This is a genomic window from Vibrio sp. VB16, assembly GCF_015594925.2.
Classification (GTDB): Bacteria; Pseudomonadota; Gammaproteobacteria; order Enterobacterales; family Vibrionaceae; genus Vibrio.
Genome location: NZ_CP087591.1, coordinates 947,191 through 967,377, shown reverse-complemented (window position 1 = coordinate 967,377; position 20,187 = coordinate 947,191). Strand labels below are relative to the sequence as shown.

Annotated in this window: 14 protein-coding genes and 1 riboswitch; of the genes, 10 read left to right on the top strand and 4 right to left on the bottom strand. The window is 42.6% G+C overall.

Annotated elements, in window-relative coordinates:
• Positions 1-68: 68 nt before the first annotated feature.
• Both IUZ65_RS20770 and trpS read right to left on the bottom strand, forming a co-directional pair.
• Entirely contained in the window at positions 69-503 is a 435-nt protein-coding gene (locus IUZ65_RS20770) for a hypothetical protein (RefSeq protein WP_195705925.1), read from the bottom strand.
• Positions 504-1,164: 661 nt separating this feature from the next.
• A complete protein-coding gene (trpS, locus tag IUZ65_RS20765; protein ID WP_195705924.1) occupies positions 1,165-2,175 on the bottom strand; it encodes a tryptophan--tRNA ligase in 1,011 nt (336 codons plus the stop codon).
• A 392-nt stretch (positions 2,176-2,567) separates the two neighbouring features.
• Positions 2,568-2,667: riboswitch (purine riboswitch) on the top strand.
• 23 nt (positions 2,668-2,690) lie between these two features.
• Between trpS and add the strand changes: the two genes are divergently transcribed.
• The 3 genes from add to IUZ65_RS20750 all read left to right on the top strand — a co-directional run bounded on the left by add (position 2,691) and on the right by IUZ65_RS20750 (position 7,816).
• Positions 2,691-3,686, top strand: coding sequence for an adenosine deaminase (add, locus tag IUZ65_RS20760; RefSeq protein WP_195705923.1), 996 nt, complete (start codon positions 2,691-2,693; stop codon positions 3,684-3,686).
• A gap of 295 nt (positions 3,687-3,981) precedes the next feature.
• Entirely contained in the window at positions 3,982-4,338 is a 357-nt protein-coding gene (gene hpf / locus IUZ65_RS20755; protein WP_195705922.1) for a ribosome hibernation-promoting factor, HPF/YfiA family, read from the top strand.
• Positions 4,339-4,612: 274 nt separating this feature from the next.
• Positions 4,613-7,816 (top strand): EAL domain-containing protein, encoded by a 3,204-nt coding sequence (locus tag IUZ65_RS20750; RefSeq protein WP_195705921.1) that lies wholly within the window; start codon positions 4,613-4,615, stop codon positions 7,814-7,816.
• A gap of 118 nt (positions 7,817-7,934) precedes the next feature.
• Here the strand turns inward: IUZ65_RS20750 and IUZ65_RS20745 are convergent, their stop codons facing one another.
• A complete protein-coding gene (locus tag IUZ65_RS20745; RefSeq protein WP_195705920.1) occupies positions 7,935-8,816 on the bottom strand; it encodes a LysR family transcriptional regulator in 882 nt (293 codons plus the stop codon).
• 180 nt (positions 8,817-8,996) lie between these two features.
• On the opposite strand from IUZ65_RS20745, the gene hisC reads away from it, so the two are divergent.
• Together hisC and IUZ65_RS20735 are read left to right on the top strand one after the other, a co-directional pair.
• A complete protein-coding gene (gene hisC, locus IUZ65_RS20740) occupies positions 8,997-10,088 on the top strand; it encodes a histidinol-phosphate transaminase (protein ID WP_195705919.1) in 1,092 nt (363 codons plus the stop codon).
• Between the two features lie 19 nt (positions 10,089-10,107).
• On the top strand, positions 10,108-10,875 hold the full coding sequence (locus tag IUZ65_RS20735) for an ABC transporter substrate-binding protein (protein WP_195705918.1): 768 nt from the start codon (positions 10,108-10,110) through the stop codon (positions 10,873-10,875).
• An 84-nt stretch (positions 10,876-10,959) separates the two neighbouring features.
• On the opposite strand, the gene punC is transcribed toward IUZ65_RS20735, so the two are convergent.
• Positions 10,960-12,174, bottom strand: a complete 1,215-nt coding sequence (gene punC / locus IUZ65_RS20730; protein ID WP_195705917.1) for a purine nucleoside transporter PunC — start codon at positions 12,172-12,174, stop codon at positions 10,960-10,962.
• Positions 12,175-12,315: 141 nt separating this feature from the next.
• Here punC and punR point away from each other — a divergent pair, with 141 nt between their 5' ends.
• The 5 genes from punR to IUZ65_RS20705 all read left to right on the top strand — a co-directional run bounded on the left by punR (position 12,316) and on the right by IUZ65_RS20705 (position 20,135).
• Positions 12,316-13,230 (top strand): DNA-binding transcriptional activator PunR, encoded by a 915-nt coding sequence (gene punR, locus IUZ65_RS20725; protein WP_195705916.1) that lies wholly within the window; start codon positions 12,316-12,318, stop codon positions 13,228-13,230.
• A gap of 169 nt (positions 13,231-13,399) precedes the next feature.
• Positions 13,400-13,816, top strand: a complete 417-nt coding sequence (locus tag IUZ65_RS20720) for a hypothetical protein (RefSeq protein ID WP_195705915.1) — start codon at positions 13,400-13,402, stop codon at positions 13,814-13,816.
• 123 nt (positions 13,817-13,939) lie between these two features.
• Positions 13,940-15,280 carry a TolC family protein gene (locus tag IUZ65_RS20715; RefSeq protein WP_195705914.1) on the top strand — a complete coding sequence of 447 codons (1,341 nt, stop codon included), beginning with the start codon at positions 13,940-13,942 and terminating at the stop codon, positions 15,278-15,280.
• Complete coding sequence (locus IUZ65_RS20710; RefSeq protein WP_195705913.1) at positions 15,280-16,989, top strand: efflux RND transporter periplasmic adaptor subunit; 1,710 nt, start codon at positions 15,280-15,282, stop codon at positions 16,987-16,989. Before IUZ65_RS20715 ends, IUZ65_RS20710 begins: the two co-directional genes overlap by 1 nt.
• Positions 16,989-20,135, top strand: coding sequence for an efflux RND transporter permease subunit (locus IUZ65_RS20705; protein WP_195705912.1), 3,147 nt, complete (start codon positions 16,989-16,991; stop codon positions 20,133-20,135). Before IUZ65_RS20710 ends, IUZ65_RS20705 begins: the two co-directional genes overlap by 1 nt.
• Positions 20,136-20,187 lie beyond the last annotated feature (52 nt).

Sequence of the window (20,187 nt, the reverse complement as noted above, 5' to 3'; positions counted from 1 at the left end):
TCTATCATCACAAGTCTCATCACTTTGTTGTAGTACAGCAGAGCGATGAGATCTTACTCAGCCGCAAATTACAGAATTTTCGCCGTCAGTTTACCGAATCGACTTTTAAACTTTCGCGATTCATCTAAGTAATACTTATGTTCTTGCATATAAGAGTCGTATCCATTTTTCACATTGCATTCGTCTTGTAAACCATTGGATTTTTGCAAGTAATCATTGAGTAAGGTGACCTCTCCACTGTGCATATTGTTATGAACGTTCGGGCGCAAATACCCTTTATCAAGCAACGTTGAACTCACTTTCACTCGACACATCGATTCCACACTCCTTGCTTTATACAAATTCGTCTGAAATTGACTGGTGTTGTAATGATAGGCTTTGGCCGCCGACTTGATATAGCTTAATGCGTAAGTAGAAAAAGACGCAGAGAGCAAGATGACGCCCGTTGTAAAACAAACAATTTGAAGTAAGGTCTTGCTGATCATAATAGTCGTATTCTTCATGGTCGCCGTACTGGAGACACATTTATACGTTACGGATTACGGCACAATGTCAGCCTCTGGTAAAAGAGATACGTCTAATAACAATGTGCCATTATTACTTCCGTTTAGGGGCATTTTCAATCGCAAGAAAAAAAACGAGACAGTGCGGCATCCGTTTTATCCGGACCTATGGATATAAAACCGGTCACATACCAAGAAGTTCAACCCATAACCAGTCGCTGATTTGACCGAATCTTGCTTTAAAAAACCTTTTTTTAAAGCAGATATCACTGACGCGATTTTCTCTCGAAGTAATTCCCTGAAGGCTATAACAGCGGGCGTGACCTGTTCTCTACTCGGGCAAATTAAATGTAATTCGACAGGCGGTGATTCGTGGTCAGTTAATAACCGAACGAGAAACATTGTTGGTTTTGCAGAAAAGGCTAAACGTTTAACGCGTATACCATTGGTTGTTACGCAATAGGTAATGACAACGAAATAGATTTCAATTTCACCCTATTAGCCGCGATCTATAGTTACGAGCAACGCGATAGAGCTCGTATTATGAAGTGGTTAACAAAATACAATTAGGTCTGTTTTGGGTTATGCCATAACACCAATTAAAAGCGGGGTTAGTATGTTCCCTCAGCAACAAGTAATAAGCCCGCGATTTCGCTTTGTTTCAGAATATGTTCAGACCATAAATATCTTTTACATCGCTGAGGACTTCGTTGGCTTGTGCATTAGCAACATCTGTCCCTGCGCGTAATATGTTAGCCAATTCTTGCCTATCTGTTAAGAATGCCTCACGCCTCTGTCGAATAGGCAATAATAGTTCTTGAAGACATTCTTCAAGAACTTTTTTCGTTGTACCATCACCAAGCCCACCCCGTCGATATTGTTCTTTTAAGCTTTGCACATATCCCTGGTCTTCACAGAAAGCGTCCAAATAGGTAAACACCACGTTTCCTTCTATCTGGCCAGAATCCTCAATCCTCACATGATTCGGGTCTGTATACATCGACTTTACCGCAACACTTATCTCTTTAGGCGTAGAACCTAATGAGATCGTGTTTCCCATTGATTTGGACATTTTATTTTTGCCATCGGCACTTGGTAACCTTGGCATATGGCTAAGCAATGGTTCGCACTCGGTAAGGATCGGCCTGTCCGCGAGACGATTGACCTTTCTAACAATCTCGTTAGTCAGCTCAAGCATGGGGAGTTGGTCATCACCGACGGGAACGGTATCAGCTCGAAACGCAGTGATATCTGCCGCTTGAGATATTGGATAGGTAAAGAAACCTGTAGGGATAGACCGACCGAAGCTTTTAGATTGGATCTCATTTTTTACGGTAGGGTTTCGTTCTAATCGCGCCACAGACACGAGATTACTATAAAACATCGTAAGCTCTGCTAACGCTGGGATCTTAGACTGTAGACAAATAGTTGTTTTAGCTGGCTCAATACCCACAGCCAAATAATCAGCGACCACATTCAAAATATTGCCCGACACTTTTTGAGGATCAAACGCATTATCCGTTAGGCCTTGCATATCGGCGACCAAGATAGTTTGATTGTGATTATGTTGTAATACGACTCGAGGCTTAAGAGAACCGACGTAATGCCCTAGGTGCAAAGCGCCTGTCGCTCTATCACCTGTTAAGATTGTCTTTTTCGTTAATGTTGTCATTTTTTATCTCCAGTTTATGTGCCACCGAAGATAATAAGAGGGAGAAATGGTTATCGTTTTTGTCCCCCAGCTACCTTTCGGCGGCTAGTGAACACAATGATTCGACGCCGCTCTAAAAAGAGCGCCACCAATTAATAAGATGTGAAGAAACAGTCGTGATTATAGTTTTATTCATAGCCTTTCAAACTATCAAAGCAGCACTTAGCTGTCAAAGAAAAATAGAGCGTCTTCTAAATAACTAAGTGTACTCAGGAAAACGAGTACCTTATCGCCAAATTCAATATCATTAAAGTACGACAATATTTGAAGCTTAATTTACATCAGCAATCAATTTTACCGATTAAACTATTAGAGTAAAAAGCCCTAATTGCAGAGCGAAGTGTAGAATGATAAACTCCTGCGGAAAATTACTTCGTATAATCCCAATGATATGGTTTGGGAGTTTCTACCAAGGGCCAATAACTCTTGATTATGAAGTCTGTAACTTTATTTGCCACCAATAAAGGTAGAGGCTCATGAACTATTTTAACCTGCCAAAAATCGATCTTCACTGTCACCTTGACGGAAGCGTCCGTCCACAAACTATTATTGATCTCGCTAACCAACAAGACCTAAGCTTGCCAAGTAACGACATCAATGTAATTCGCTCAATGATGATTGCACCTGAAACCTGTCAAAACCTTGACGAGTATTTGATGCGATTCGAACTTCCGCTTTCTGTCATGCAAACCGAATATGGCATCGAACGTATCGCTTTCGAAGTCTTTGAAGACGCGGCAAAAGAGAACGTAAAGTACTTAGAAGTTCGTTTTGGACCATTATTACACCTTGAAAATGGTCTTAACCTTGATCAAGTATTACGCAATGCAATTAAAGGCATGAAAAAGGCTGAAGAACAGTACGATATCAAAGGCAATTTCATTCTTTCAGTATTAAGACATATGCCTAAAGATAGAGTTAATGAGGTTATTGATGCCGGCGAAAAGTACCTGCATAACGGCGTCATAGCATTCGACATAGCGGGTAGCGAAGTACCAGGATTCAGTCATGAGTTCGTGCCTTATGCAAAGTATGCCGAAGACAAAGGGTATCGAATTACGATTCATGCGGGTGAGCAAGGTGACGGTCAAAATGTACACGATGCCGTCTCACTGTTAAATGCTGAACGCATCGGTCACGGTATTGGTATTAATGCTCACGAAAGTGCCTATAAATTGGTTAAAAGCGACGCGGTAGTACTGGAAACATGCCCCAGTAGCAACATCCAAACCAAAGCAGTCGATAAGCTTAGCAACCACCCGTTAGACGCTTTTTATAAAGATGGCTTGCTCGTTACCATAAACACCGATAACCGTACCGTCTCCAATACCACAATGACGGAAGAGGTTCGTAAAGTTATGGAAGAATTTAAACTACGTCGTGAAGACTATTTTGAAATCTATAGAATAAGCGTAGAACGCTCATTCGCCTCCGATGCTGTAAAACAATACCTGTTAACCTTCGCAGAATAGACCCATATTCGTAATACGAACTTATAAAGTGGTGAGCTAAATGCCCTCACCACTTTGTCCTCTTCATTAGAAACTTCTGACCAGATGATTTATGGCCGCTCTCGAATATAATTTACGAGTTTCGTCTGAAATAAATGTCCATCACAACCTTGTGGTTCTTAGATGAAAGGTTAGATCCTGCTCAATTCACTTTCATAACACTGTACTCAATCACATATATACAAATATACACGTGGTCAAACTGCGCTGCGTTTGCTAAGTTTAAGTGACACAGTGATTGAAAAGGTATAATTATATGAAAGTAAATGTTCAAACACATCACGTTTCAATTAATGACGACTCACGTAAAGAAATTGAAAGTAAATTTGAGAAGGTATCCGCTCACTTTCCACAACTCATCAGCAGCGACATCATCATTACCAAAGAGCATGGACAATACGATGTGGAAATTTTTACCAATTATGAGGGTGTAAGGGTTTCAGCAAAGTCGACTAACGCTATCATGTATCCTGCAATTGCGGCAACATTGAAAAAACTAGAGACAGGTCTAAGTAGCCGTAAAGGGCAATTAAAATCGGACCTTCACGAGAAACCAACGAGCACGAAACCAGAGATTGCTTCAGATATTATCCAAGAGATGAAATTACTTTAAGCAACGACAAATAACCAGATTCATATAGCCAGCAAATCAGTGCTGGCTTTTTTACATCTAAAATACATGAAAAATACACAACGATCTCTTCAACCTTCCGCTCGCTAATGAATCAATCACAACAAAGGTTCTGTTCAAGTTAGCAGTTCGAGCATATACCTGTGCAAAATCTATTTTATTGTTCCTATACTAATAATTACAGTACCTTGATAGAGTGGACAACAAGCCTCCCTTCTCATTCGCTGGATAACAAATAGAATAAAAGGTGCAATAGTTGGATACGATTGCTTTAGAAAAAAAATGGACCTCCTTAAGCGGAGCTATCTTTCTGTGCCTAATTTTGGTTCTAACCTCTTGGGTTTCACCGTCATTGGCATCGCAATTCGCTATATCGAAAAACTCTGCATCAGAATCACCTGTATCAAACCCGTCGGATCCCAACGTTGTTTATATACAACTGCGTTGGCATCATCAGTTCCAGTTCGCTGGCTACTATGCTGCATTAGAAAAAGGCTTTTATAAAGACGAAGGGATCGACGTTCAAATTCGTAACGGTGATCCAAAACGTCAACCTGTAGCTGAAGTATTGTCAGGTCGGGCACAATACGCGGAAGGGAACAGCGAAATCCTTTATCAGCGCTTACAAGGCAGGCCGCTCATCGCCCTTGCATCTATATTCCAGCATTCCCCTTCCGTGCTACTTACATTAAAAAGTTCAGGCATCCGCTCTGTACACGATCTCATCGGTAAAAAGGTCATGCTTGCCAATAAGAACGAAGATGCAGACTTTTTAACCATGCTGGTCAACGAAGGTATTTCCGTTTCACAAATCAATGCGATACATAGTAGCTATCAACTTGAAGACCTTATATCTGGCAAAGTAGATGCCTTCAACTCATATACCACTAACGAACCGTATTTTCTGAAACAACGTAATATCGAATACAATATTATCGACCCAGTATCATATAGCGTTGATTTTTATAGCGATATTTTCTTTACGTCTGAACACGAATTACGTAACAACCCGAAAAGGGTTGAAGCGATGACCAGAGCAACACTAAAAGGTTGGCGTTATGCGATGGATAACCCAGAAGAAATAATCGAACTTCTATTAACAAAATATAAGGTGCAGAAAACAAGGGATCATCTCCGTTTTGAAGCCGAAGAAATGCGTAAGTTGATTATTCCTAACCTAATTCAAATCGGCCATATGAACCCTGAACGTTGGCAACATATGGCCAATGTTTTTGTGACAGCCGGGTTAATAGCCAATGACGAAAACCTTGATGGCTTCATCTACGATACTAATCCTAGTCGATTACCTGACTGGGTATTTCCAGTGCTCGCCGTCGCACTAGCCATCGTACTAGGCACTAGCTCCTTTAACTTTTATCTCCATCGATTTAATCAGCGTATTGCCCACGCAAAGAAGACAATTCAAGAGAGCGAAGAACGGTTCAAGGCGCTGAGTAGTGCGACAAATGGCGGGGTTATCATTCATGATGAAGGTCAAATACTGGAGTGCAATACCGGTTTATCTGACATGACTGGCTTCAGTTACAAGGAGCTTATCAACATGAACGGCCTTGAGCTGATCGCACCAGAATGCATAGAAACCGTCTTTGACAAAATGCGAATCGACTATACCCAAAGCTATGAGGTTATTGGTATGCGTCGTGATGGGTCTCGATATCCACTAGCGATCAAAGGCAAAAATATTGTCTATAAAGAGCGGAATGCAAGGGTTATTGAGTTTCTCGATATCAGCGAACGCAAAAAAACGGAAGAGCAGTTAAGGCTTGCCGCCAGTGTCTTCACGCATGCACGTGAAGGGATTATTATCACTGACGCCTCGGGCACCATTATTGATGTAAACGATACCTTCACTCATATTACCGGTTATTCTCGCGAGGAAGCGATAGGCGAGAATCCTCGTATTCTCCATTCCGGTCGTCATGACCAAGCATTCTACACTGAGATGTGGACATCACTACTCAATAAAAAGCAATGGTCTGGAGAGATCTGGAACGAGCGTAAAAACGGAGAGTTATTTGCCGAATTAGTCACTATCAGTGCTGTAACCGATACCAAAGGTCAAACACAAAGCTACGTCGCTCTATTCTCAGATATTACCCCAATGAAGAACCACCAACAGCAGCTCGAACATATCGCGCATTACGATACCCTCACGAACCTGCCTAACCGCATATTGTTGGCGGACCGCTTGCACCATGCAATGGCCCAAAGTGAACGACGGGGGCAATCTCTGGCGGTTGCGTATCTTGATTTAGACGGCTTTAAAACGGTGAATGATACCTATGGTCATGACGTAGGTGATGAGCTTTTAATCGAACTTTCTACACTAATGAACAAATGCTTACGCGACGGCGACACACTCGCTCGTATCGGTGGCGACGAATTTGTGGCCGTTCTCGTCGACATAGAGGAAATGAGTCAGTGCACGCGAGTATTAGAGCGATTATTACAAGCATCCATGAGCCCCATCACGATCAAGAAAAACACGTTGCAAGTATCCACCAGCATCGGTGTCACATTGTACCCTCAGGATGGCGTCGACGCTGACCAATTGATGCGTCATGCTGATCAAGCAATGTACATTGCTAAACAGACAGGAAAGAATCGCTATCACCTGTTTGATATCCATAAAGACAAATCTATACAGACACAACGAGAGACTATCGAACATATCAAGCGAGGGCTCGATCAACACGAATTCGTGCTACATTATCAGCCCAAAGTTAACATGAGAACGGGAGCTATATTCGGTGCAGAGGCCTTGATCCGCTGGCAGCACCCAGAACGAGGGTTAGTCTACCCGAATGATTTTCTACCTATTATTGATAACCACCCAATCAGTTTGGAAATAGGTGAATGGGTTATCGATACCGCACTAACTCAGATGACCAAGTGGCAATCTGCAGGGCTCAATATGCCCGTCAGTATCAATATAGATGCTTTCCAGTTACAGCAACGAGACTTCATCAGTAAGTTATCAGATGCACTGAAAAAACACCCGATGATCAGCCCGAACTCTTTACAACTTGAGATATTGGAAACCAGCGCGTTAGGAGACCTAGTAGAGGTATTAACCATAATGAAATCGTGTATCGATATTGGTGTAAGCTTCTCTCTTGATGACTTCGGTACTGGATTTTCGTCGTTGACCTACCTAAAACGTTTGCCAGTAGATCAGCTAAAAATCGACCAAAGCTTTGTTAGAGATATGCTGGTCGACCCTGATGATCGCGCTATCGTAGTGGGTGTCATCAGCTTAGCGTCTGCTTTCAGTCGTCAGGTGATAGCCGAAGGCGTTGAGACCATTGACCATGGAACCCAATTACTATCTATGGGCTGTGACCTCGCTCAAGGCTATGGTATCGCACGTCCTATGCCAGCGGAAGATTTACCCAAGTGGGTGGCGGAATGGAGTCCAGATGCGGCTTGGAAATCATGATGATATGTTGCGACGTATCTAAAACATCAAACAATAATGCTTCATTCCGTTCCAGTTTCTGTATCGCACTTATAAAGGTAGCGCTACAGTCAAAGTAAAGTAATAAGGGGATACAAAATCACTCAAACAAAAGCTGCTCTACCAGTTTCGGTAACAGTGAATGTTGGCTGGTCTTGGGGTGGACAAAAAAATAGCTCATACCGGAAAGGACCACGTCATTGTAAGGCCGTACCAAACGCTTTGCCTTAATATCTAGCTCTGCCAACTTAATGTCGCCTATCGCGATACCAAACCCTTGTAATGCCGCATTCATAGCATGATCTAACGTAGGAAAATTTTGATTCTGCTTGCTCACCTTACCTTTATAGCCACGATGACTTAGCCATGCCTTCCAGTCTGTGTGATCAGCATCAGCATGCAACCAAGTAAAGCGTTCAATATTGTCCCCTACCTGTTGATCTTCATGTGATTTGATCGCGTCTAGTAATCTAGGGTTACAAACAGGCGACAGCTGCTCTTCAAATAAAAGATGCGCATCCATAAACGACGACTTTGGCGCTTTACCATAGACAATAGTGGCGTCAAACACATCAAAATCCGGTGTTACGAAATGGGTAACTGTTGAGGTGAGTTCCACTTTAATTTCAGGATACTTCTCTTGAAATTTCATTAATTTGGGTAGCAGCCAAGGAGTAATACAACTCGGTGCGTTTAACTTAATAGTCTCTGATTGGCTGGACATATCTACAACCGCCTTGCGCAACCGAGTAATCACGTCTTCTGCATGAGGGATAAATTTCTCTCCCTGCGCCGTTAATTTAAGCCCACGCGCTTTGCGATAAAAAAGTTGAACGCCAAGAAGATCCTCTAACATTTGGATCTGCCGACTCACCGCACCTTGGGTAATATTCAGAACCTCCGCCGCGCGGGTCAAATTTAGCTGCTTAGCCGTAATCAAAAATACCTGTAAGCTCTTCGTTGAGGGCAATCTATTCTTCATAAATGTTACTTAGCCATGTTTTTTATTCATGGCTAGTATGCATTTATTTCGATTTCTTCTGCAAGTGTTTTTTGGTTGAATAGATTTTATGCAGCGTACTGGTTATATTTCGGATAAAAAAGCAAAACCAACGCATATAAAATCAAATAATTAAGCAAGATAATTATATAGAGGGATTTAATGTCAGCGTTAGTAGAGAACTTAGTGCCAGAAGCCATAAAAAAACTAATACCTTATCAATCTGCTAGAAGAATAGGTGGCAGTGGTCGGTTGTGGTTAAATGCCAACGAACTTGAGCATGGCATAATGTATCCAGATACCAATGCCGAGTACCATCGCTATCCCGACTTTTTGCCATTCGATATCGCCTCTGCCTATCAAGATTACAGCCAGACAAAGACGCCAGCATTGGCCGTGAGAGGCGCAGACGAGGCTATCGATCTCATTATCAGAACGTTTTGTCAGCCCGGAAAGGACAAAATATTAATCTGCTCACCAACTTACGCAATGTATGAATTTTGTGCGGACTCCTTTTCTGTCGAAACCCTAGACGTCCCTTTATTGCCACCTACATTTTCGCTGAATGTTAACGAAATCGCAGTAAAAGCTCATGACGTAAATGTAGTCTTTCTCTGCTCACCAAATAACCCAACTGGAAATTTGATACCAGAAGAAACCATTATTCAGGTACTTGAACAAACCAAAGAGAGTGCTTTGGTGGTCGTTGATGAAGCCTATATTGACTTTGACATGACCAATAATATTGCGCCGCTGATTGACCGATTTCCGCACCTAATTGTTATCCGCACCTTATCAAAGGCGTTTGGTTTAGCCGCTGTGCGTTGTGGTTTTATACTTGCAGAACAAACCGTTATGGATTATCTAAAGAAACTGGTTCCACCTTACCCGATGCCAGACTCCTCATCACATATTGTGATGCAAGCATTATCGTCGGAAGGCCTTGCAACAATGCGTTCTGGTCTCAAAGAAATCATCGCTGTCCGTGATGAATTTGTATCCGCGATTCAATCGCTCAAGTGGATTGAATCGATTTACCCGTCAAACACTAACTTTATTTTGATAAAAACTGACTCGTCTGTAGACGTATTTAGATACCTCTTAAACAATGGCGTGGTTACTCGAAATCAAGGCCACGAACCTGCTTTAACCAATTGTGTGAGAATCACGATTGGTTGTAAAGAAACCATGCGTGAGGTCGCCAAGCTTCTTACGCAATATACTCATGTAATGAAAAACTCAACCGAATACTGATTCAAGGAAGGAAACAACAATGAATAAACTACTATCAGTTATCGCCTGCGTCGCGGCCCTGATGAGCACTTCTGTCGTCGCGAAGGAAGTTCGTCTCGCGTCGGACTTTACTTACCCTCCATTTAACTACAAAAATAGTGACGGTGAACCCGTTGGCTTTGACATAGAAATTGCTGACGCATTATGTGCGCAGGCAAAACTAGACTGTGTATGGGTATCACAAGGATGGGATGCATTGATCCCTAGCCTGCTCTCCCGAAAATCAGACGTCATCATGGCATCGATGAGAATCACAGAAGAGCGCAAGAAGAAAATACTCTTCACCAATAAATATTACCAAACACCCGCTCGATTTGTCGCCCAAACATCAAGCCGCTTTACTATTGATAAAGCCGGATTGGATGGAAAGGTGATTGGTGTACAACAGGGTACAATCCACGATCGATACGTCACCGATAAGTTTGGAGATGTAGCAAAAATTAAACGTTATACAGGTCAAGATGAAGTTTATATCGATATGGCGAATCAACGCTTAGATGCCACTTTCGGTAACTCAGACCAACTTGCCCTTGCGTTCTTAGACACAAAGCAAGGCGATGGTTTTGAATTCAAAGGTGAAGCTGTAACAGACAAAGCTTATATCGGAGAAGGTACTGCGCTAGCGCTTAGACAACAAGATACTGAACTCGCTGAAAAATTCAATCAGGCCATTGTTGCCATTCGGAATAACGGCACCTACGACAAAATTGCAAGCAAGTACTTTACCTTTGATATCTACGGTGACTGAGTTACACCTAAAAAATAATTAACGTTCTCTTATTGAAAATATCGGTGACGAGTGTCGCCTCCGATATTTTCGACATCCTATACCCTACCAGTGACTTTCTTTCCCTGGGCCCACTCTTGCATTATCAGGAATGGTAAACTGCGCAGCTAGTTTTCTATTAGACACGATATACCCCACCCATAATCCTACTGTACAAAACAAAATAACCACCCCTGTTACCGACTGAGCATTCAAAGCAAATGTTGCTACCACGCCACTGGACACACTACTCACTGCAATTTGAAAGCTATTTTGAAAGCCAGCTGCCGTGGCAGGACTATGTTTTGCGTTAACCAATGCTTTATTGACAACAATTGGATACAAGGCACCGTTTACCATGGCAATAAGACAAAACGGAATCAATATTGGCCAAATAGACGTTAAGGTCCACTGAGAGCTAACAAATAAAAGTACGACTGAGACAGAAAAGAAAATAAGTAGTGACTTAAGAACACGTTCTGCACCCAGTTTTTGAGTCCATTTTTTACCTAAATATCCTCCGATAATAAATGCGGCCGTTTGAGGAAGGAAACTCATACCAATGTCGTTCGGGGTGTACCCCATCTGGCTCATGATCACTGGCATGCCAGTCAAATAGGCAAAAAATGCCGCCGATGCAAATGCAAATATAGTGATGTTACCCATGTATTCTTTCGACTTAACTAATAATTTAATATCCTCCAAAGTACTTGTTTTCTTTATCAATATCTCGGATTGCGGTTGTCGCAATGTCACCACCATGAGTATGAGTCCAAAAGCCGTCAGTGACAGAAAAATACTTTGCCAATCAAATATACCGAGCAACAGCACACCCAATTGCGGGGCTAACGCAGGAGATAATGCGACAAGAGGCATGATGGTAGCAAATAGCTGTTGGCTAACCTTTTCAGGATAACGGCTGATGACCATCGCTTGCCATATAACGGCAGGCGCACAGACACCGATTGCCTGGATGAAGCGAAACGTCAGCAGATGCCAAACTTGAGTACTGTAGATAAGACCAAATGAGGCGACTGAAAAAATGAAAAGACCTGCGACTAATGATTTGCGATAGCCATACTTTTCAGATAACACACCCCACCCTAATTGGCCAATACCCATACCCGTTAAAAAAACAGTCAGTGAAAGTGCGACTTGCTGGGGACCAGTAGCAAAAAAGGTTTGCATTGAATCAAATGCAGGTAGATACATGTCAGTGGCGACAAAGCCCAACATAGACAGTGCTGATAAATAAAAAATTTGTAATTTTGATACGTTCATGCTGTTCTCGACTAAATAATTTGATTACACTTATTTCTAAGTAATGTTCGTAAATAAAGAAGCGATGATGGTATACCTAAGTAAATCGCAAATTAAGCGACATTTTTTGTGGTTATGAATCAAAATTTTTGAAGGCAATATATGTTTTCCAAATCCTCGTTAGAAACACTGGTTACGGTTGCACGCTTAGAGAGTTTTACGGCAGCGGCAAGTTTGCTTCACAAAGTTCCGTCTGCCATTAGCTACAACATTCGTCAAATGGAACAGGAATTGGATGTTGTACTTTTTAGGCGGTTACCTAGAAAAGTAGAGCTCACGTCGGCAGGAAAAATTTTAGTCGCTGAAGCTGAACAGCTATTAATGCATATGGAGGACGTTAAAACCCAAACACAAAGAGCGGCATTGGGCTGGCAATCTCGGTTGAGAGTAACCGTAGACAACGTAGTAAAATTGGATCAACTAAAACCGATGATAGAGGTGTTCTACAACACATTTACACAATCTGAATTGCAAATTAACATGGAGGTATTCAACGGTTCATGGGATGCCATTTCTCAAGGGCGTACAGACATCGTAATTGGAGCCACATCGTCCATCCCCGTAAATGGTGACTTTAGCGTGAAAGATATGGGGGCTGTCGAATGGGATTTTGTTTTGTCAGCAACACACCCTTTAGCTCACATAGAACACATATCAGAGGATCAATTAGCCGACTATCCATTCATATGCCTTGATGACACATCCATTAATTTACCCAAACGGCATTTTGGAAATTATAAGGCGCAGCGTCGGTTATTATTACCCAATTGGTTTAGTGCTATTGAATTGATTAAAAGTGGCGTCGGAGTCGGTTATCTTCCTCGCCATATTGCCGCCCCTCTGGTGAAAGAAGCAGACCTGGTTAGAAAGGAAATCCCTCGTCCACAACAACCTAGTCAATGCTGCTTGGTGTGGAAACGAGATTCAAGCCACAAGCTGATTGAATGGATGGTCGACTATTTAGGATCCACGGAAAAACTGAATGCGGATTGGTTAAAGAGCCCGGAATCTTTATAAATATCAAATTGCACAGCTTACTCTACAGAGAAAACCTTCGTTAAACTGCGCATGGACTATTTCGGTGACATAAAATTCGAAAATGTATCGACGGTTATTATCTATATATTGACATGAAATGGAGTTTAATAGATATTGACCGTTCAATCATTTGGACTAAGAGCTTGTGATGCAAAACAAAATGCGCACAATTTGGTTAACGACAATCACACTGGTTGCTTTATTGCTATCCAGTATTGTGTCTAGTAACCCTCTTATGCCGATTCAAATGGCCGTAGCAAATCAAGTTACAGTTACCGATCAAACCGATGTTTCTCACCAAATGACGATGGAATCAGATACGCCAGATAGTCATTGCGCATCTGCAACGAAAAACACCGTTGATTTTGAAGCATCATGTTGTAACCCTGATAATATAACCTCAGATCATCAATGTAATGCCATTAGCTGCGTAGTAAGTTTCTCATTAATCATCGAGTCGGTACACAGCCATACCCAACCACACAGTTTAATCTTAATCTCAAAAGAACCTTCAAGACGTATAAGCTCAATTGCTAATGCGCTCTATAAACCCCCTATCGCTTAATTCCTTTCTGATGATTTAACGTCATCAACATCGTTTTACACGGAATTTTTCCGTGTGATCTGTTTTATTTGCAAATATTACGCTATTGCGGCCTATTTGCGCCAGTTAACGATTGGAATATAAGTGAACATAAAGCCTATAGCGATAGCACTCGCATTAAGTGCAATATCGGCACCATTGTATGCCCAAGATGGTAAATACTACTCATTAAACGAAATTATTGAACTTGCCGTATTGCAAGATCATGGTCTCAGCCAGATTAACTCTACCGTTTTATCCCTTAAAGAAACCGGAATGGCAAGTTCCACTCTTATGGATCCAAAAATGAAAATTGGTGTCGGTGGTTTACCGGTTGACAGCTTTCAGTTTGATGCAGATCCAATGACCAATATTTCTATTGGATTAGCACAGCAGTTCAGCCGTGGTTCGACGTTAGACTTGTCCCAACAGCGTTTCGAGCAACAATCACAGGTGGTAGAACAGCAATTACAGTTACGTAAATTGGATATAGCCAAAAATATCACTCGTCAATGGATCGAACTTCAATATCTTGAACGTGCGAATCAATTAACAGAAGAGATGCGTGATTTGATGGGTGACATGACGACATTTATTCAGACCAACTATTCCTTAGGAAAGAGCGAAGCTCAGGACCTTTTGTTTGCGGAAATGCAGGTCAGTAAATTCGATGAGAAATTACAGCAAAACCAACAAATGCAACAGCGAGTTCGCACCCAGTTATCAGAATGGGTTGGAATTGAGTACGTAGAAAATATTGATATTGGACAACAACTTAGTCTTAACTGGACAAATATAAAAGTGCAACTAAGCCAACTTCCGGAAAATACTACTCACTTTTATGACTTGCTCACGCAGCACCCGAAAGTGTTGGCCGCCGATAAAAATATCTTAACGAAAGAGACTCAAGTTCGTATCACAGAAGAGGCTTATGCCCCCCAATTTGGTGTAGAAGTGGGTTATGCCTATCGTCAATCTAATGGAATGAATGGTAAGCCAGCGTCTGATTTGGTCAGTGCTTATTTAACCATGGACATCCCCCTTTTCACGGATAAACGACAAGATAGAACCCATGCTGCCGCCCAATATCAAGTTGGTGCAGCCAAATCTCAAAAAGACTTACTCCTTGTACAGATGAATGCGCAAGTAAACACGCTGTTCATTGACAAAAGCAATTTAGAGCAACGAATCGAAAGATATCAGAGTGTGCTTATAAAACAGGCCCATAATCGAACGAAAGCGATAGAACGTGGTTACGAAAATAATACCGTGCAGTTTAATGAGCTGATTTTAGCAACAAGAGACGAACTGACGATGGCCATTGAAGAAGCCAAATTGCTCTCAGATCTAGACAAAACGATGAACCAACTCGCCTATACCTTAAATCGTTACGACCAAAATATTATCGAACTCAGTGTTGATATGGCATCTAGGGAAAAAAAATAATGAAAACACTACCAATAGCAACGCTAGCGCTCTTGATCGGTGGCGTTCTAGGATTTACTGGTCATCAATATCTAACTTCCAACCATGATATGACCTCAGAGAACATGTCTAGGACTACTGAAAAAGCCCCCCTATATTGGGTTGCTCCTATGGACCCTAACTATCAGCGTGATGCACCCGGTAAATCACCTATGGGGATGGACCTAATCCCTGTTTATGACGATAACAACACCGCAGGTGGCAGTGAAAAACAAGGCACGGTAAGAATTAATCCTGCGGTTGAAAACAACTTAGGCGTTAAAACCGCTAATGTTAGCTTCAATGTGTTAACCCCTGAAATTGAAACAGTGGGGTACATTAATTTTGATGAAAGTCGTTTATGGCAAACCAACATACGTGTGAGCGGCTGGGTAGAAAATCTGAACATAGATGCAGTAGGGCAAGCCGTTAACAAAGGAGATGTTCTCTTCACTATCTACTCTCCAGAACTCGTTAAGGCTCAAGAAGAATTGCTTAACGCCTATCGTTCTGGGAGAAAAGCTCTTATCAGCGGAGCAACGGATCGTCTAACCGCTTTAGGCATAGACAAGCCTCAAGTGAAACAAATTCTCAAAGCAGGACGGGCAAGTCAAAATGTAGCCATAAAAGCGCCAGAAAATGGCGTAATAGCGTCTCTCAAGGTTCGAGAAGGTGGCTATGTTTCACCTGCACAAACGATTATTAGTGCAGGACCTCTTGATGAAGTCTGGGCTGACGTCGAGGTTTTCGAACGCCAATCTCATTGGGTAAAAATAGGATCAGAAGCAGAAATGACATTAAGCTCCTTTCCCGGTAAAGAGTGGAATGGCACTGTCGATTTTATTTATCCAATTCTCGATCCTAAAACTAGAACACTGCGTGTCAGGTTGAAATTCTCTAACAATAACAACGAACTCAAACCAAATATGTTTGCCAACGTCACTTTGAAGGCCCGCTCAGAAGCGCCTGTTTTGACTATCCCAAGAGAATCGGTGATTCGCTCAGGCGGCATGACTCGTGTGGTATTGGCTGAGGGCAATGGCCAGTATCGCTCTGCCCGAATTCAAATAGGGCGTGAAACATCCGATCAAATAGAGGTACTGGCTGGATTAACTGATCGCGATAAGGTTGTCACTTCTGCACAGTTTATGCTTGATTCCGAATCTAGTCAGCGTGCAGACCTGTCACGAATTAACGGTTTAGACGAGGAAAACCAGCTCCGCGTTTGGGCAGTTGGTGAGATTACCGATGCCATGATCGACCACCGCATGGTAACCATTAACCACCAACCCGTTGAAGAGTGGCAATGGCCGGGAATGGTGATGAACTTCACCTTCGCTGATGGTATCAATATTGAAGGTGTGCAAAAAGGGCAAGCCATCGATTTTGAAATTCAAAAAACCGAGGGCGGACAATACGAGATAACTGACTATAAAGTCGGAGACGCTGTTATCGCTAACGACGTATGGATAGATGGCAGTATTAGCATGTTAATGGCTGATTTTGGCATGATTACTGTAAACCATGAAGCGGTCACCGAATGGGGATGGGAAGCAGGAGAAATGAACTTTTCTGTGGATGAGGCCATCGATTTAACGCCATTTTCTGAAGGGCAGGCCATTCGATTTCTAGTCAGTAAATCAGGTGCAGAAACACAGTTGATATTGATTGAACAGGCAGGAGGTCAATAATGATTACTGCCATTATAAGATGGTCGATCAACAACCGATTTTTGGTTTTGGTCGCCACGTTTTTCCTCGTCTTTGCCGGGCTCTACAGTGTTAAAAATACACCCGTTGATGCCCTGCCTGATTTGTCAGATGTTCAGGTGATTATAAAAACCAGTTATCCTGGACAAGCACCTCAGGTAGTAGAAGACCAAGTGACCTATCCACTGACTACCGCTATGCTCGCCGTACCGGGAGCCGAAACCGTCCGTGGTTACTCATTTTTTGGTGATTCGTACGTTTATATCATTTTTGACGATGATACCGACATGTATTGGGCACGATCACGTGTATTAGAATACTTAAGTCAGGTTGCTCCAAAGCTGCCTGCGAATGCAAAACCGACATTAGGTCCGGATGCCACTGGTGTCGGATGGATATATAGCTACGTACTGCAGGATAAAACCGGTCAACATGACCTTGCCCAGTTACGAAGTATTCAAGATTGGTTCCTAAAATATGAACTTCAAACGGTTAAGGGCGTTTCCGAAGTAGCAACGGTCGGCGGTATGGTGAAGCAGTATCAGGTTCAAATTGATCCCGCGAAACTTAGAGCCTATGACTTAACACTACAACAAGTGAATCAGGCCATTCAATCGGGTAATCAGGAAACCGGTGCTTCTGTCATCGAAATCGCTGAAGCAGAGCACATGGTCAGAACCACAGGCTACCTTTCTGGTATTGAAGATATCAAGTCCCTCCCGCTAAAAGTGACCAGTACAGGAACCCCGCTTCTTTTAGGTGATATTGCTGATATCAATTTGGGTCCTCAAATGCGCAGAGGAATATCGGAACTTAATGGTGAAGGGGAAGCCGTTGGTGGCGTAATTGTCATGCGATTCGGCGAGAACGCGAGTGACGTTATTGCCAACGTGAAAGAGAAACTCACTCAACTTCAATCGAGCTTACCTGAAGGAGTTGAAGTCGTCGCAACCTATGATCGCTCTACATTGATCAACAATGCAGTACAGAACCTATGGGAAAAACTCGCGGAAGAGTTTTTGGTTGTTGCCGTTGTATGTGCGCTATTTTTGTTTCATATCCGTTCTTCCTTGGTCATTGCGTTAAGCCTACCGGTGGGGATTTTATCGGCATTTGTTGTTATGCATTCACAGGGAATAAATGCCAACATTATGTCACTTGGTGGAATTGCTATCGCCATTGGCGCCATGGTAGACGGCGCTATCGTCATGATAGAAAACGTACACAAGCACATTGAACGTACACCATTAACAGACAAAAACCGTTGGCAAGTCATTGGGCGTGCAGCAGAAGAAGTGGGACCGCCACTTTTCTTCTCATTACTCATTATTACGTTTAGTTTTGTGCCTGTATTTGCACTAGAAGGGCAAGAAGGGAAGATGTTTTCCCCTCTTGCCTTTACCAAAACGTATGCAATGGCCGCATCTGCCGGGCTTTCTATAACTTTGGTACCCGTATTAATGGGCTATTTTGTGCGAGGTAAAATCTTACCTGAACACAAAAACCCAGTAAACAGAACGCTTATTGCGCTCTATCGTCCACTATTAAATCTTAGCCTGAAATACCCTAAATCCATGGTTATCGTTGCGCTTATCATCATGTCGTCAGCGTATATTCCATTAACCAAAATGGGCAGTGAATTCATTCCTCCACTGGATGAAGGCGACCTCATGTATATGCCAACAACCTATCCGGGTATCTCTATCGGTAAGGCTAGAGAGCTCTTACAACAAACCAATAAGTTAATTAAAACCGTTCCGGAAGTTGAAACCGCATGGGGGAAAGTTGGACGCGCTGAAAGTGCAACCGACCCTGCACCATTAACGATGATAGAGACCGTCATCCAGTTAAAACCAAAAGAAGAGTGGCGTGAAGGCGTCACAACAGAATCACTGCGTAAAGAGTTGGATAATCTCATCCAATTTCCCGGCCTGACGAACGCTTGGGTAATGCCGATCAAGACTCGTATCGATATGCTGGCAACAGGTATAAAAACACCGATTGGAATAAAGATAGCCGGACCCGATTTAAAAACAATTGAACAAATTGGGGCCCAATTAGAACCATTATTAAATGGCGTTGAAGGAACTGCTTCTGTTTATGCTGAACGTGTTGCTGGAGGGCGTTACGTGACGATAGACATCAAGCGTAAGCAAGCAGCCCGATACGGGTTGAGTATTAAGCAGGTTCAGCAGGTGGTATCAACCGCAATTGGAGGCATGAACGTTGGTGAAACAACGGAAGGGTTGGAACGCTACCCAATTAACGTGCGATATCCACAATCTTACCGAGATTCGGTGGATAAGCTCCAAAGCCTGCCTTTAGTTACTCCAAATGGTGCTCGTATTGCATTGGCTGATGTTGCGGACATACGTTTTGAAGATGGCCCACCTATGATAAAAACAGAAAATGCCCGTCCGAATGGCTGGGTGTTTGTTGATATTGAAGGGCGAGACTTGGGTTCTTATGTTGCTCAAGCACAAAAAGTAGTGGCAGAGCAGCTTAACCTACCTGCTGGGTACTCATTAGCTTGGTCTGGACAGTATGAGTATATGGAACGAGCAAAAGCCAGATTAAGCGTTGTTACTCCGATTACGCTCACAATCATCATGCTTTTACTCTACTTAAGCTTCAGAAGAGTGGGAGAAGTGTTGATCATTATGGGAACACTTCCATTGGCAATGGTAGGTGGGCTATGGCTCATGCATTACCTCAATTACAATTTCTCAATTGCAGTTGGTGTTGGGTTTATTGCCCTGTCCGGTGTTGCGGTTGAGATAGGTGTGATCATGTTGGTCTATCTCAATCAAGCTTGGCACCAACGTAAGCTTGATCTTACTGAACGAGATCAAATTCTCACATCAACAGACTTATTCGAATCCATCATTGAAGGGGCTGGATTGCGGGTACGTCCTGTAATGATGACGGTTGCAACCGTCATCATCGGCTTAATCCCTATCATGTACGGAACGGGAACTGGCTCTGAAGTAATGCAACGCATTGCCGCCCCAATGATTGGTGGTATGGTTTCGGCAACTCTTCTCACATTGTTGGTATTACCAGCCGTATTTAAGCTCTGGAAACAGCGCGAAATAAAGCGATTACCGAGCTCAAAAACACCATCTTAAATCTCATTTACCGAGCGCATCCGCGTTGGTTGTGCTCAAAGCGAATATCACT

Bases quoted from the DNA above. Each gene is read 5' to 3' on its own strand.
- IUZ65_RS20770 (WP_195705925.1), bottom strand. From the start codon at position 503: ATGAAGAATACGACTATTATGATCAGCAAGACCTTACTTCAAATTGTT.
- trpS (WP_195705924.1), bottom strand. From the start codon at position 2,175: ATGACAACATTAACGAAAAAGACAATCTTAACAGGTGATAGAGCGACA.
- add (WP_195705923.1), top strand. From the start codon at position 2,691: ATGAACTATTTTAACCTGCCAAAAATCGATCTTCACTGTCACCTTGAC.
- hpf (WP_195705922.1), top strand. From the start codon at position 3,982: ATGAAAGTAAATGTTCAAACACATCACGTTTCAATTAATGACGACTCA.
- IUZ65_RS20745 (WP_195705920.1), bottom strand. From the start codon at position 8,816: ATGAAGAATAGATTGCCCTCAACGAAGAGCTTACAGGTATTTTTGATT.
- hisC (WP_195705919.1), top strand. From the start codon at position 8,997: ATGTCAGCGTTAGTAGAGAACTTAGTGCCAGAAGCCATAAAAAAACTA.
- IUZ65_RS20735 (WP_195705918.1), top strand. From the start codon at position 10,108: ATGAATAAACTACTATCAGTTATCGCCTGCGTCGCGGCCCTGATGAGC.
- punC (WP_195705917.1), bottom strand. From the start codon at position 12,174: ATGAACGTATCAAAATTACAAATTTTTTATTTATCAGCACTGTCTATG.
- punR (WP_195705916.1), top strand. From the start codon at position 12,316: ATGTTTTCCAAATCCTCGTTAGAAACACTGGTTACGGTTGCACGCTTA.
- IUZ65_RS20720 (WP_195705915.1), top strand. From the start codon at position 13,400: ATGCAAAACAAAATGCGCACAATTTGGTTAACGACAATCACACTGGTT.
- IUZ65_RS20710 (WP_195705913.1), top strand. From the start codon at position 15,280: ATGAAAACACTACCAATAGCAACGCTAGCGCTCTTGATCGGTGGCGTT.
- IUZ65_RS20705 (WP_195705912.1), top strand. From the start codon at position 16,989: ATGATTACTGCCATTATAAGATGGTCGATCAACAACCGATTTTTGGTT.